The organism is Nonomuraea sp. NPDC049269, assembly GCF_043197155.1.
Classification (GTDB): Bacteria; Actinomycetota; Actinomycetes; order Streptosporangiales; family Streptosporangiaceae; genus Nonomuraea.
In genome coordinates this window covers 416,550-432,052 of sequence record NZ_JBICSO010000003.1, presented here as the reverse complement: position 1 = coordinate 432,052, position 15,503 = coordinate 416,550, and the positions used below count along the sequence as shown (strand labels likewise).

The window sequence follows — 15,503 nt, the reverse complement described above, 5'->3', positions numbered from 1 at the left end:
GACACCCGACAATGTGACGATCATGAAGCGCGTCATCAGCGCTTCTCCTGTGGTTCGCCGGTGATCCAGTTCCAGTTGGCGATCGTGGTGCGCATCAGGCGGGCGGCGGTGGACAGGTGGCTGCCGGCGCCCCAGTACAGGGTGACCGCGCGTCGGCAGTCAGGGCTGCCGACAGGGACCCAGGCGGCGGGGACCCGCGTGGAGCCGGTCCGGGCGAAGGCGGGGACGAGACCGATGCCAAGCCCCGCGCTGATCAGGGCCGCGATGGCACTGGGCTCGTCGACCTCGCAGACGATCTTCGGGGTATGGTCTCGTGCGGCGAAAAGCCGGTCCAGGAGCCGGCGTTGCCAGTGCCCTTTGCGGGCGCTGACGAAGGGCTGGCCGGTGAGCTCGTCGATGCTCACCGACGTACGGCTCGCCAGCGGATGGTCGAGCGGCATGGCTACACCGACTGCCTCATCGAGCAGTTGGACCGCCTCCAGGCCCTCAGCGGGGATCGGCTGGGAGGCGACGCACAGGTCAACGTCCTGGGCCCGCAGGTGACGGCCCATGTCCTCGGCCGCCATCCAGCGGAGTTCGACCTCGATGGTCGGGTGAGCTCGTTTGAAGGCCGCCAGCGGCCCGGTGAGCGTGAGGAAGGTCTCAGACGCAAGTCGTACGGTGCCCACACCCTCGCTGACGGCCTCGGCGACGGCTCGCCGCCCCGCATCCAGCTCACCCAGGGAGCGTTCGACGTAATCGCGGAAGAGCTTGCCCGCGTCATTCAGCCGCAGCCGGCCGCTCCGGTCGAACAGCGGTGTGCGCAGCTCGCTCTCCAGCCGGGCGATGGTACGGCTCAGCGACGGCTGGGCGACGCGAAGCTCCTCGGCCGCGCCGCTGAGGTGTTCCAGCCGCGCCACCACCAGGAACTGCCTGAGCGAGTTCAACTCCATCGCGCCTCCAGATATATAGCACTCCGGTGATATTAACCATAATCAAGATAGCCTGTAAGCCATGGTTTCTGGATCTGTTCGCACATCGAGTGGGGAGGATCCCTCATGGGACAACGGTTTTTCCCCGGTGAAGAGCACAAGCGGTGCTGGTGGACCTGTTCGGTTGAGCCCTTGACCCTAGAGACTTCGCCCGAGAGCCTGTAGCCCGACCAGGTCGTCCGGAGTCGCGTCGGCGCTCCCGTCGAGCAGTCCCGGCAGCCGCGAGCGCAGCGCCACCGCGGCGAGCACCGCCATCGCCACGGCGAACAGCACGTACATCAGCCCCACCCCACGTCCGGCGCCGGTCCCGATGAGGGCTCCGACGGTCGGGGCGAGCGGGCCGTCGGGGGCGAGCAGTGGGTCGAAGACCGCCGCGCCGTACGGCGCCACGAGGCCGAAGCCGAGCGGCAGTGTGGACCAGGCGATCAGCGTGTTCAGCGCGAACACCCGCCCGTGGAACCGCTGCGGCACCTTGACCTGCACGATCGTGGCGTAGATGCCGTTCAGCAGCGTCACCCAGAGCGACATCCCGAACGCCCCGATCCCGATCGTCACCAGATCCGCCCGGAGCCCCGTCACCAGGCAGAACCCCGCCAGCGCCAGCGTGCACCACAGCACCGCCCGCATCCGCCCCCGGCCCGGTCCGCCCCAGGCCGTCATGGTCAGACCGCCGAGGAAGACCCCCAGCCCGGACACGAAGGAGATCCGGCCCACGTCGTCCAGCGTGCCGAAGGAGAGCACCAGCGGCGAGATCAGCAGGAACAGGGGCGACAGGAAGACGTTCAGCACCGCGAAGTAGAGGAGCATCTGCCGGAACCCCAGGTTCCCCCAGGAGTAGCGGAACCCGGCCGCCATCTCCGTCAGGACCGGCTCCTTGCGGCGCCAGGCCATCGCGGCGGGGAAGCGCACGAGCGACGTCACCCCGATCGCGAACACGTAGCTGGCCACGTCGAGCGCCAGTATCCCCTCCAGCCCGATCACCGCCATCAGCCCGACGGCCGCGAGGGGCACGAGCAACTGCGTCATGCCACCGGCCATCTGCACGATGCCGTTGGCGTGCCCGAGATACCGCTTGGGGACGAGCTGCGGCACGGCCGAGGTGTACGCCAGCCGCTGGAACGTGAGCGCCACGGACAGCAGCGCGAGGAGGGGGTAGATCTGCCAGGTCCGCAGGTTCCCGGTCCAGAGCAGCGCCCCGAAGACGAGTTGGGTGCCGACGGCGGCGGCGTCACCGCCGAGCATGACGGCCCGCCGGTTCCCCCGGTCGACGATCGCACCCGCCAGCGGCGCCACCACCATCCCCGGGACCAGCCCGACCACGGACAGCAGGGCGAACTGCGCCAGCGAGCCCGTGGCCAGATAGATCCAGAGGGGAATGGCGAACCCGGTCAGCGCCGACCCCAGGATGGACACCAACTGACCACTGGCGACGGCCATGAACCGCTTCATACTCGGCTGCGGCCCGGTCGCGACAGCCCGTTCCCGGTCCCGCGACACCTCCCGCACCCGCCAGCTTTCACCGCTAGGAGGATCCTCAAGGGCGACGTGGGTACGGGTGACGATCTCGGCGAGCTCAGCAGCCCGATATTTCAGGAAAAAGTGTCCGGCCTCGTCCAGCTCCACCACGGCGGCCGTGGGCGCGAGGAAGTGCCACTCGCGATACCGCTCCTCGAAGAACTCGGTCGCCGGATCGTGCTCGCCCGCCACGCTGATGATCGGCGCCCGCAGCCGCTCCACCGAGCCCTCGAACAGCCCGGTGAAATACTCCTCCGCGGCCTCGCTGTCGCGCCGCATGTTCCTGATGATGTGCCGGGCCTGCCCCGGCTCCAGGTCGCCCATGTCCAGGCCCATGGACGTCAGCCAGTTGACATAGCTCCGGTCGCTGCGCAGGAACTCGCGCCTGGCCAGCTTGGACAGCAGCGCCATCGGCCCGTTACCCGGGCGGGCGAAGGGGAAGATCGCCCCGATGTACACCGCTTCGAGCTCGCGCCCCTCCGCCTCCAGCCGCCGCGCGATCTCGACGATCAGGGCGGACCCCACGCCGCAGTGCCCGTACAGCGCCACGGGCCCGCGTACCTTCTCCTGGATCTCGCTCACGCACCGGGCTGCCACCTCGTCCAGCGGCAGCCGCTCCTCGTCCAGCCCGACGTCATGCCCGGGGATGGCCAGCGACCACAGGGCGTACGCGCCGGGCAGGGCGTCGGCGAGCGGCTGATAGACCACCGCCGCACCGCCGCCGTACGGGACGCAGACGTACGTGAGCTCAGGGGGAGAGGTCCGGCGCGGCGTCAGTTCGTGCAGCAGCCCGCGCGACGCGGTGGTGGTGCCGTCGACGAGCGCGGCCAGTTCGCGGATGGTCGGGTGCTTGAACAGGTCCACCACGGCGATGGGCGCCGCACCGGGCGGGAGCACTCGGCGCAGTCTGGCCACCACCTTGATCCCCAGCAGGGAGTGGCCGCCGACGTCGAAGAAATCATCATCGACCCCGAGGGCCGCGCCGGAGTCGAGCACTTCGGCCCAGACCGCCGCGACCAGGCGCTCCGCCTCCGTGGTCGGCGGGGTGTGCGCACCCCCGCCCTCCGCAGGTGACGTCGGGGCGGGAAGGCGGCGCCGGTCCACCTTGCCGTTGGCGGTCAGGGGCAGGTGGGGGAGGGGGACGAAACGAGTGGGGATCATGTACGCCGGCAGCGTCTCGGCGAGATGGCCGCGCAGGCGTACCGGATCCACCTGGCCCACCACGTACGCCACCAGCTGGGCCTGGGTGCCCGAGCCATAGGTGGTGACCACGCACTCGGACACGTCCGGGTGGCGGGAGAGGTGGGTTTCGATCTCGCCCAGTTCGATGCGGTAACCGCGGATCTTCACCTGCGCGTCGGCGCGGCCGAGGAACTCGATCGTGCCGTCCGGGCTGTAGCGGCCCAGATCCCCCGTCCGGTAGAGGCGCTCGCCGGAGCGGGGGTGGACGATGAAGGCGGCGGCCGTTCGTTCCGGGTCGCGCCAGTAGCCGGTGGCCACGCCCACGCCGCCGATGTACAGGTCGCCGGGCACGCCGATGGGCACGTCGCACAGGCCGCGGTCCAGGATGTGGAATGACTGGTTGGCCAGCGGACGGCCGTACGGGATCGACGACCAGCCCGGCTCGATCTCGCCGATCGGGTGGAAGATGGACCAGATCGAGCCTTCGGTGGCGCCGCCCAGGCTGATGATCTCGGCCTCGGGGGCCAGGGCGCGGATCCGGTCGGGGAGGGTCAGCGGGATCCAGTCGCCGGACATCAGCACCAGGCGCAGCGAGCTGAGGTCGGTGCCCTCGTGCTCGGCGTGGTCGACCAGGAGCTCCATGAGGGCGGGGACGGAGTTCCAGACGGTGACGCGGTGCTCGGTGACCAGGCGGGCCCAGGCGGCGGGGTCCTTGTCGGCCGACGGCTCGCCCATGACGAGGGTGGCGCCGGTGGCCAGGGCGCCGTAGACGTCGTACACGGAGAGGTCGAAGCTGAGGGCCGACAGGGCGAGGATGCGGTCGTCCGGGCCGACGTGGAAGCGGTGGTTGAGGTCGCGGATGGTGTTCAGGGCGGCTTGGTGCTCGATCATCACGCCCTTGGGGGTGCCGGTCGAGCCCGAGGTGAAGATCACGTACGCGAGGTCGTGGGGTGCCGCCGGGCACTCAGAGGTGGCGGCCATGGGAGCGTCCGACGGAGTCACCGGGACGCGGGTCACGTCGGCGGGCCAGGTCAGGTCCAGCCACGGCTGGGTCACCGCGACCCGGCACTCACCGCGGGCGATCAGCTCGAAGCGCCGCTGCTCCGGTAGGTCCGCGTCGATCGGCAGGTAGGCCGCTCCGGCCTTGTTGACGGCCAGCACCGCGACGACCTGCTCCCACCCCCGCTCCATCACGACCGCGACCAGCTCGCCGCGCCCCACGCCCGCCGACGTCAGCTCGGCGGCCAGCAGCGCGGCCCGCCGCTCCAGCTCCGCGTACGTGATCGCGCCGCCGGGGTGGGCCACCGCGACGGCATCGGGCGCGTACGGCACCCGCTCTTCGAACGGACGGTGCAACAGGCCGGGTTCGCCGAGATCGAGCCCGGTGTCGTTCCACCGCTCCCGTTCCTCGCGTTCGGGACCGGTGAGCAGTTCGATCGTGGAGAAGGGGGCGGACGGATCAGCCGCGATCCCCTCAAGCAGGGTGCTGAGATGCCCGGCCATGCGCGTGATCCGCTCAGCGGTGAACAACGCGACGTTGTACACGAACAGGAAGGAACCATCGCCTCCGGTGTACAGCTCCAGATCGAACCGGGTGGCCCACACCCCCGGCGAGAATCCCTCGACGGTCAGCTCACCGGAAGCCTCGTCGCCACCTCCGTAGTTCTGCATCGCGAACAGGACCTGGAACAGCGGCGACCGCGACACCTCCCGCGGCACGTTCAGCTCCGACACCAGCCGCTCGAACGGGAGCTCCTGATGCTCGTAGGCGTCCATGCCCAGGTCTCGCACCCGGCGGAGCAACTCCAGGAACGACGGATCGCCCGACAGATCCACCCGCATCGCGAGCATGTTGATGAAGCACCCGACCAGCCCGTCCAGCTCCGGCAGCGACCGCCCGGCCACGGGCGAACCGACCGCCACGTCCTCCTGCCCGGCGTACCGGCCGAGCAGCGCCGCGAAGGCCGCCAGCAGCACCATGTACGGGGTGGCGCCGTGCTCCCGCCCGAGCCGGTCCAGTCGCGCGACCAGGTCGGAGTCGATCGCGAAAGGGTGGGCCGCACCGAGGTAGGTCAGCTCCGGCGGCCGGGGGAAGTCCGTCGGCAGCTCAAGCGGCGGCAGGCCGGCCAGCCTTTCCCGCCAGTAGGCGACGTCGTCCGCGCCGCCGGGTCGCGCGCGCTGCCAGGCGGCGAAGTCGCCGTAGGTGACGGGCAGTTCGGGCAGGGGATCCCGGTCGTAGCAGGTCAGGATCTCGCGGAGCAGGACGTTCGCGGACCGGCCGTCGGCCGCGATGTGGTGGACGGCGATGGCGAGCACGTGGTCATCGGCTGCCAGCCGTACCAGCAGAGCCCTGATCACCGGGCCGGTCACCAGGTCGAACGGCTCGGCGAGGAAGCCGTCGACCAGAACCCGCGCCTCGGCGTCGTCGTCGGCGGAGGAGATGGTGAGCGGGACCGTGCTGTCGGCCGAGACCGTCACCGTGGGCTGCCCGTCGTCGCCGACCGGGAACCGGGTCCGCAACGGCTGGTGCCGTGCGGCGATCCGGTTCAGCGCGTCGCCCAACAAAGAGGCGAAGAGCGGGCCGCGCAGCCGCCGGACGAACGGGATCGTGTGCGCGGGGTTCCCCGGCGCGTACTGCTCCATGAACCACAGCCGCTCCTGCGCATAGGACAGCGGCGGCGCCTGACCGTCCGGCAGCGCCGGAATCGTCGGCACGCTCCTGCGCCGCCGCAACCGCTGGGTCAGCAGCGCCCGCTGGGCCTCGGTCAGCTCGGTCACGGCGTGCCCTCCGGGTCCAGCATGCTCAACACCTGTTCGTCGGACAGCCCGGCCACCTCCGCCACCAGCGCCTCCTCGACGGCGCGCGCCAGTTCGGCGACGGTACGGCGGGCGAACAGCGTACGGATCGGCAGATCCACCCCCGCGATCGCCCGCAGCCGGGCCGCCACCCTGATGGCGAGCAGCGAGTGCCCGCCGAGCGCGAAGAAGTCGTCGAACGCGCCGACCTTGTCCGCGCCGAGCACCTCGGCCCAGACGTCGGCGACCAGCTCCTCCGCGTCCGAACGCGGCGGCGTGGCGTCCGTCCCGGTGGCGCGGCCAGGCTCCGGCAGCGCGCCACGGTCGAGCTTGCCGTTCGCGGTCAGCGGCAGCGCGTCGAGCACCACCCAATGAGCGGGGACCAGGTACGGCGGGAGCCGCCCGGCCACGTGTTCGGCCAGCTCGGCCGCCTCGCCCACGACATAGGCGACCAGCTCGCCGTCCCTGGCGACCACCGCGGCCTGCCGCACATCCGGATGCGTGCGCAGGCAGTGCTCGACCTCGCCCGGCTCGATGCGGAAGCCCCGCACCTTGACCTGCTCGTCGAGGCGCCCGAGGAACTCCAGCAGCCCGTCGGGGCGCAGCCGCACCCGGTCGCCGGTACGGAAGTAGCGGCCGCCGTCAGGGAGCCGCGCTTGGTCGCTGGTGCGGGAGTACCGGTCGCCGTCCGGGAGCCGGACGAAGCGCTGGGCCGTCAGCTCCGGCAGGCCGAGGTAACCACGGGCGACGCCGGGGCCGCCGATGTACAGCTCGCCGGGGGCGCCGGGCGGCGTGGGCGCGCCGTGGGGGTCGAGGACGCGGACCGTGGTGGCGTGGATGGGGCGGCCGATGGGCGGGTGCGGGTCCGGTTCGCCCGTCAGGTCGGCGGCGGTGGCGACGATCGTGGTCTCTGTGGGGCCGTACGTGTTGACCAGGCGTACCCGATCCCCGAAACGTCGCCGCCAGCGGGTCAGGGAGGTGGCGTGGACCTGTTCGCCGCCGATGACGACCAGACGGAGGGCCGGCGGCCAGGCGATCTCGTCGATCAGGTCCACGAGGTGGTGGAAGTAGGCCGTCGGGAGGTCGAGCACGGTGATGTCGGGACGTCCGGCGAGCAGGTCGGGCAGGGTGGCGCCGCCGTCGGGCACCAGCACGACCGTGGCGCCGGTGGTCAGGGCGGGGTAGAGCTCCTCGGCGTGGGTGTCGAAGCTGAGGGAGGCGAGCTGGACGACCCGGTCGCCGGGCCGCAGGCCGTACTCGTGGCGCATCCACCGGACCCGGGCGGCCAGGCCGGCGTGCTCGACCGCCACCCCCTTGGGGGCGCCGGTGGAGCCGGAGGTGTAGATGACATAGGCGAGGCCGGGGTCTCCGGTGCGCGGGCTGTCCGTGGTGGTCAGGTCGTCCGAGAGGATCAGGCGGGCGCCGCTCGTGGTGATCATGTGCTGGAGGCGGGCGGCGGGGTAGGCGGGGTCGAGCGGCAGGTACGCGGCTCCGGTGCGCCAGATCGCCAGCATCGCCACCACCGCGTCGATCGACCGGCCGAGGTGGAGGCCGACGATGTCGCCGGGGCCCGCGCCGCGCCCGGCCAGCTCGGCGGCCAGCCGGGACACCCGCTCGGCCAGCTCGCCGTAGGTCACGCTCTCGGACCCGCAGACGACGGCCGTCTCCTCGGGATGGGCGGCGACGGCCTCCGCGATCATCTCCGGCACACCGATGGCCGACGCGTCGACATCCGGGGTGCTCGACTCGGTGTTCTCGTCGCCGCTCGCCGAAGCGATCAGTGCGGCGTCGGCGGTGGTGAGCATCGGCAGGGCCGACAGGCGGGCGTGCCGGTTGTCCGGGTCGGCGATCCCGCGCAACAGCACCGCGAACCGTTCCGCCAGCCCCGCCACCGTCCCCGCGTCGAACAGCCCCGCGTCGTACCCGAACGCCATCCGCAGCCGCCCCGGCGCCCGCCAAGCCTCCACCACCAGGTCGAACTTGGCCTGCCGATAACCGTCGTCAAAGTACGACATTTCCAGATCGTCGGCGAGCCGATCCTGCTCCCCGCCGGCCGTCTGGCTGTTCAACGTGAGCATCGTCTGGAACATCGGCTTCCTACTGATGTCCCGCTCGATATCCAGGTCCGCCAGCAGCCGCTCGAACGGCACGTCCTGATGCGCCATCGCGTCCAGCACGGTCCGCCGCGTCCTGGCCAGCAGCTCCTCCAGCGTCGGGTCCCCGGACAGGTCGCCGCGCAGCACCAGCGTGGTGCTGAGATACCCGACGATCGGCTCCAGCTCCACCCGGCCCCGCCCGGCGGTGGGCGAGCCGACCAGGATGTCCGTCTGTCCGGTGTGCCGCGCCAGCAGCACCTGATACGCCGTCAGCAGCACCATGAACAACGTGCTGCGCTGCCTCCGCGCCGTCGCGTCCAGCGCCCTGGCCAGCTCGTCGGGGATGTCCAGCAGATGGAAGTCACCCCGCGCGGGCCCCGGCGTGTGCGGCCGGTCGGTGTGCAGCGCCAGCGTGGGCGGATCGGCCAGCCGTTCCCGCCAGTACTCCAGCGCCGCGCTCCCGTCCTGCTCCCGCTGCCAACGCGCGACATCCCCATGCTGTACGACCAGCGGCGCCAAGCCCTCTGACCCGGCGTACAACGCGGCGAGGTCGTTCAGGAGGACGGTGATCGACCAGCCGTCGGCGATGATGTGGTGGAGCACCACGCACAGCACATGGTCGTCCCCGCCCAGACGGATCAGCGTGATCCGCAGTGGCGGCGCCGTACCAAGATCAAGTGGGGCATTGGTGCGGGCGGCCACCAGCGCGCGGGCCTCCGCCTCGTCCCGCGCGTCGAGCCGCTCGACGGCGGCGGGCGCGGCGCGCTCGACGACGGCGACCGGCCGCCCGTCCACCTCGGGAAAGCGCGTGCGCAGCGACTCGTGCCTGGCGAGCAGCGCGGTCAGCGCCCGTCCCAGCGCCTCCGGGTCGAGGGGGCCGCGGAGCCTGCGCACGATGTACATGTTGTACGAGGCATCGCCGGGATCCAGCCGGTGGAGGAACCACAGCCGTTCCTGAGCGGCCGAAAGCGGAGGCAGCGAGCCGGGCGGTCGCGGTGCGAGCGGGCGGCCCGGTTCGTCGGGCAGGTCCTCCAGCGTCGCCGCGAACCCGGCCACCGTCGGCTGCCCGAACAGCGTCCGCAACGGCACCGTCGTCCCCGCCGCCTCCAGCCGGGCGATCACCTGCGTGGCCAGCAGCGAGTGCCCGCCCAAGGCGAAGAAGTCGTCGTCCGCGCCGAGGTCACCGATCCGGAGGACGTCGCCGAAGATCCTGGCCACCTGCCGCTCCCGGACGGTACGCGGCTTGCCACCCCGTCCCGCCACGGGCCCCGCCGGCTCGGGCAGCGCCAGCCGGTCGACCTTGCCGTTGGCCGTCATCGGCAACGCGTCAAGCGTCACCACGACCCCGGGCACCATGTAGGCGGGCAACCACCCGGCCGCGTGCTCAAGCAGGTCGGACGAGTCGGCCGCGCGGTCCATCGGCCCAGCGGTTCGGTTGGTCACCACATAGGCGACCAGTTCCTCTCTGTGGACGACGACAGCCGCCTGCCGGACGTCTGGATGCGACTCCAGCACGGTCTCGATCTCGCCCAGCTCGATCCGGTGCCCGCGCAGCTTCACCTGGCCGTCGCCCCGGCCGAGGAACTCCAGGGTGCCGTCGCGCAGCCATCTGACCCGGTCGCCGGTCCGGTAGAGGCCGTTCGCGAAGCGCTCGGCGGTCAGGTCCGGCCTGCCCAGGTAGCCGAGCGCGAGCCCGGCCCCGCCGATCGCCAGCTCACCGGGCACCCCGATCGGCACCGGCGCGCCGGAGCCGTCGAGCACGTGGACGTGGGTGTTGGCGATCGGCCGCCCGATGCTCACCCGGCCGGGCTCGGCGGGGACCTCCCAGGCGGTGGACCAGATCGTGGTCTCCGTCGGCCCGTACATGTTGAACAGCCGCGCCACCCGCCGCCGCAGCCGCCTGGCCAGCGCGAGCGGCAGTGCCTCGCCACCCGCCAGCGCCACCAGCCCGGAGGCGTCGAGCCCGGCGGAGAGCAGCATGTTCCAGCCCGACGGGGTGGCCTGCACGTGCGTGACGCCCGCTGTGGAGATCAGTCCGGCCAGCGCGGCACCGTCACGCACGGTCTCGTCATCGGCCAGCACCAGCCGCCCACCGGTCACCAGCGGCAGGTACAGCTCCAGCCCCGCGATGTCGAAGGAGAGCGAGGTACTGCCCAGCCAGACGTCCGCCGGCCGGGCGCCGAGCAGCCGCTCCATCCCGGCCAGCAGGTTGACCAGCGCCGAGTGCGGCACGGCCACCCCCTTCGGGCGACCGGTCGAGCCGGAGGTGTAGAGCACGTAGGCGGCCGACCCGCAGTCGGGCCCAGGGCCGACGGACTCAGGGGCGACAACAGAGGGGTCGTCCAGTGTGAACCGGGCTCCCGAATCCGCCAGCACGTACGCCACCCGGTCAGCCGGAAGCGCCAGGTCGATCGGCAGATAGGCGGCACCCGCCAGCATCACGCCGAGCAGGATCCCGGGCAGCTCCACCGACCGCCGCCGGCGGACGGCCACCACGGATCCGGGCCCAGCCCCCCGTGCCCGCAGCTCACCCGCGACCCGCACCGCCTGCGCGGCGAGGGCCGCGTACGTGAGGTGGTTCTCGCCGCACGAGACGGCGACCGCGTCCGGCCGCAGCCCGGCCTGCCGCATGACCAGGTCCACGACGGTCCCGGCAGGCACTTCGAGGGCGGTGCTGTTCCAGGTCCGGTCGAGCAGCTCGCGTTCGGCGGCGGGCAGCAGCTCCAGCTCCGACAGCCGAGCCCCGGGGGCGGCGAGGATCGAGGCGAGCAACGTCTGGAAGCGGGCCACGAGCCGCGTCACCGTCTCCCGGTCGAACAGCTCGGTGCTGTAGAAGAGCGCACCGTGCCACCCCCCGCCCGACGGCCAGAGATCCATCCGCAGGTCCACCATGGCCGGCGGCGCCCCGTGGGCGAACGGCAGGCTCTCCATCCCGGCGAACGACTCCGCCTCCGCGTACCCCACTGCGGAGTTGTGCAGCGCCAGCATCGCCTGGAACAGCGGCGTCCGCGACAGATCGCGCTCGATGTCGAGCGCGGACAGCACCCGCTCGATCGGCACCTCGCGATGTGCCATCGCCTCCAGCACGGTACGGCGGGTACGGCGCAGCAGCTCGGCGAACGGCGGATCCCCGGACAGATCCCCCCGCAGCACCAGCGTGGAGGCGAACAGCCCGACCATCGGCTCCAGCTCCGGCCGGTCGCGACCGGCGGTGGGCGAGCCGACCACGATGTCGTCCTGCCCGGCATGCCTGGCCAGCAGCACCTGGTACGCGGCCAGCAGCACCATGAACACCGTCGAGCGCTCGGCCCTGGCCAGCCGGGACAACGCCCCGGCGATCTCGGGCGACAGGTCGAACCCCACCTCGTCACCCGCGCTGCTCCGCTGGGCGGGACGCGGCCGGTCCGTGGGCAGTTCCAGCGGCCGCGCCCCGGCGAGCCTGCCCGTCCAGTACTCGACGTCGGCGTCGGAGACCCGCTGCTCGTCGGCGTAGTCGGCGTAGCGGACGGGCAACTCGGGCAGCGAGAGCGGTACGCCCTCCGTGCGGGCGAGGTAGAAGGCGGCCAGGTCGTCCATCAACACGTTCAGGGACCAGCCGTCGCCGATGATGTGGTGCAGCACCACGCACAGTACGTGATCGTCGTCCGCCAACCGGACCAGCGTGATCCGCAGGGGCGGCGCGGCGGCGAGGTCGAACGGCGTGTTGGCCCGCTCTTCGAGCAGCCGCATGACCTCGTCGAGCACCGGTCGCTCAAAGGTCACGAGCTCCACCGGCACCGCCCCCGGTGGGTCGATCACCGCGACCGGCAGGCCGTCCTGGTCGGGGAATCTCGTGCGCAACGACTCATGCCGCCCCACCACATCCCCGAACGCCCCCGTCAGCGCCTCGACGTCGAGCGCCCCCCGCAACCGCCGCACCACCGCCACCCGATAGGCCGCGTCCAGCGGATCGAGCCGCTGCAGGAACCAGAGCCGCTCCTGGCCCAGAGAGATCATGACCGCAGCCCGCCGATGGCCGCCGCCACCCCGGTGATCGTCGGATCGTCGAGGAACACGTCGAACGGCACCTCCACCCCGAGCCGTTTCCTGATCCGCGCACTGATCTGGGTGATGGTCAGCGAATGCCCGCCGAGGTCGTAGAGGTCCTCGTCCGGCGCGATGTGGTCCATCCGCAGGACCTCCATCCAGATCAGCCGCACCTGCTCGACCAGCTCCGCCTCGGCCTCGCCGGCCACCGGGACGGCATCCGGCACGGCCAGGGGAGCGGCCGCGGTGGTGACCTGGGCGGCGACCGGGAGCGGCAGGTCGGCGACCCGTACGTCCGGGTCCTCGGCGACCGCCCGCAGTACCTTCCTGAGGTGCTCCCCGGCCAGCTCGACGTCCTGCCGGGCGATGACCTCCGGGCTGTAGTGCAGCGTCAGCCGCAGCCCGTCGTCGCCGTCCACCGCCTGGAGGTGGAGGACGTTCCTGACCATGTGGTTGGACATCTTCCACTCCACCGACAGCTCCAGCCCGGGAAAGACCTGTTCGGGCGCGCGTCGCCGGAAGCTGATGGACACCGGGGCCAGCGCCACCCGGGGCTTGATCCCGCCCACCGCCCTGGCCAGGGGCACCTCGCGGAAGGCGTTCAGCTCGCGTAACTCGCTCCTGAGGCCCAGGGCCAGTTCGCGGAAGGAGCCCCCGGACCTGGACGAGAACACGGGCAGCTCGGTGGCGAACAGGCCGATGTGGTCCCGGGTCTCAGCGGTCCTGGTCGACATGGCCACCGCCACGGACGGGTCGGCGTTGCCGTACCGGTGAAGCAGCGCGTGCACCGCGGCGAGGAAGACCTCGAATCTCGTCACACCGGATAAATCCGGCATGTCGTGGGTCAGGTCGAGCAGCACGGTCTCGCCTCGCTCGGCCAGCCGTGGCGTCCTGGCCACCCCGTTGATCACCACCTGTGGCACCTCGTGCCAGCGGGCCCGCCAGTACGCCTCCGCCTCCGGCGACGGCTTCTCCGCCGCCCCGTACGGCATGGGCAGCGGCGGAGCGGACGCCCCGGAGTAGGCGGCGGCGAGATCCCGTACGAGCAGGTCCTTCGACATGCCGTCGAAGACGAGGTGATGCCCCACGAACAGCAGCAGGTGCCGCGACGCCGAGACCTCCGCCAGCGTGAACCGGGCCAGCGGCCCGGCGGACAGCGAGAAGGGCCGCGCGATCTCCCGCTCGATCAGCGCCGCCGGGTCCGGCTCCAGGACGAACGCGACCGGCGGCCCGGCCTCGGCGGGCACCAGGTGCAGCGAGCCGTCGCGCTCCTCGAAGGCGCGGCTCAGCACCGGGTGCCGCGCGAGCACCGCCCGGCACGCCGCCAGCATCGCCTCCCGGTCCAGCGGCCCGTCGAACCACATGGCGAACGGCATGTGGTAGGCCGTGCCGGTGCCGTGCATCACCTCGGTGATCCACATCCCGTGCTGTGCCTGCGATGCCAGGACCATGCTCACTCCTCTGCCATACCGCGCAGTTCTCGCTTGATCACTTTTCCGGCGGCGTTCCTGGGCAGCGCGTCCACGCACAGCAGCCGGGTGGGCAGTTCGTGCTGGGCGAGCCGCTCGGCCAGGAAGGCCCGTACGCCGGCCAGCGTCACCGGCTCGCGGGACACGACCGCCGCCGCGACCGCCATGCCCATGACCGGGTGCGGCACCCCGAACACCGACGCCTCGGACACGGCCGGATGCTCGTGCAGCGCGGCCTCGACCTGGATCGTCGAGACCTTGAAGGCGCCCGACTTGATCACGTCGCTCTCCCGGTCGACGAGGTACAGGTAGCCGTCGTCGTCGAGGTAGCCGAGGTCGCCCATGCGTACCCAGCCGTCCTGGAAGGTGTCGTGCCGCTGCTCGCCGTAGTAGGCGCGGGAGTGCGCGGCGGCGCGCAGCCATACCTCACCGGTCTCGCCCGGCGCGGCCGGGTCGCCGTCGGCGTCCGCGATCTTCAGGCTGCCGGCCGCGTGCCCGAGCGCGCCCGGCCGGTCGGGGTCGTAGATCATGATGGTCTGGGCGGGGGCCGCCTCGGTCGAGGTGTAGTAGTTCGCGACCGTCGCGTTCGGGAACGCCTCGGTCAGCTCGGCCGCGACCTTCGGCGGCAGCGCGGCGGCGGCCGAGCCGAGCAGCAGCACGCTCGACAGGTCGTGGCGGTCCTGGACCCGGGCGCCGAGCAGTTCGATGGCCATCGCGGGCACCACGAACACGGTCCCGGCCGCGTACGACTCCACGAGCGCCGCGAAGCGGGCCGGCGTGAACAGCGGCGGCGTGACCACGGTGGGCGCGGCGGTCAGCGCGTGGAGCAGCATGACCTGGCCGGCGTTCGTGCCGATGGGGAAGGCGTGCACGAGATGCCGGGAGTGAGCGAACGGGCGGCGTTTGGGGTGGACGGGCGGGGAAGTGAGGTTCGCGTGGCTCGCCGCCACGCCCTTGGGCTGCCCGGTGGTGCCGGAGGTGTAGAGGATCTGGGCGAGATCGAGCGGATCGACCTCGACGGGGACGGGTGCGGACGGGCCGCTGAGTTCTTCGCCGCTTCGGATGGTCGTGGTCGCGCCGCAGTGCCCGATCAGGTGGGCGAGCTCCGGGGCGGCCAGGCGGTCCGACAGCGGCACCGCGACGGCGCCCGCCTTCAGCACCGCCATCCAGTTCACCGCGTAGTCGAGCCAGTCACGGCCGCCGAACACCAGCGCTACCCGGTCACCTCGCCGTACGCCCTGGTCGAGCAGGTCGTGGGCGACGGCGTTGGAGCGCTCGTCCCACTCGCCGAGTGTCAGGCCGCCCGTTCCGGCGACGATGAGGGCCTCGTGGTCGGGGTCGGTGGCGGCTCGTGAGCTCAGCAGAGCAGGAACAGTCTGAGCCGACTGAACCACCCCCCAAAATTATTATCGGGCTGCCGCAAGACGCTAGAAAAAATGCACAAATGC

Annotated in this window: 5 protein-coding genes; all 5 read right to left on the bottom strand. The window is 71.7% G+C overall.

What is annotated here, in order from left to right:
• Positions 1-35: 35 nt before the first annotated feature.
• A complete protein-coding gene (locus ACGFNP_RS19670) occupies positions 36-932 on the bottom strand; it encodes a LysR substrate-binding domain-containing protein (protein WP_358316706.1) in 897 nt (298 codons plus the stop codon).
• Positions 933-1,109: 177 nt separating this feature from the next.
• A complete protein-coding gene (locus ACGFNP_RS19665; protein WP_393320314.1) occupies positions 1,110-6,446 on the bottom strand; it encodes an amino acid adenylation domain-containing protein in 5,337 nt (1,778 codons plus the stop codon).
• The gene (locus ACGFNP_RS19660; protein ID WP_393320311.1) at positions 6,443-12,556 is read right to left on the bottom strand and encodes an amino acid adenylation domain-containing protein; all 6,114 of its coding nucleotides are present in this window, start codon (positions 12,554-12,556) and stop codon (positions 6,443-6,445) included. The genes ACGFNP_RS19665 and ACGFNP_RS19660 overlap by 4 nt, the downstream gene beginning before the upstream one ends.
• On the bottom strand, positions 12,553-14,037 hold the full coding sequence (locus tag ACGFNP_RS19655; protein ID WP_393320308.1) for a condensation domain-containing protein: 1,485 nt from the start codon (positions 14,035-14,037) through the stop codon (positions 12,553-12,555). The genes ACGFNP_RS19660 and ACGFNP_RS19655 overlap by 4 nt, the downstream gene beginning before the upstream one ends.
• A gap of 2 nt (positions 14,038-14,039) precedes the next feature.
• Positions 14,040-15,449 carry a class I adenylate-forming enzyme family protein gene (locus ACGFNP_RS19650; RefSeq protein WP_393320305.1) on the bottom strand — a complete coding sequence of 470 codons (1,410 nt, stop codon included), beginning with the start codon at positions 15,447-15,449 and terminating at the stop codon, positions 14,040-14,042.
• Positions 15,450-15,503 lie beyond the last annotated feature (54 nt).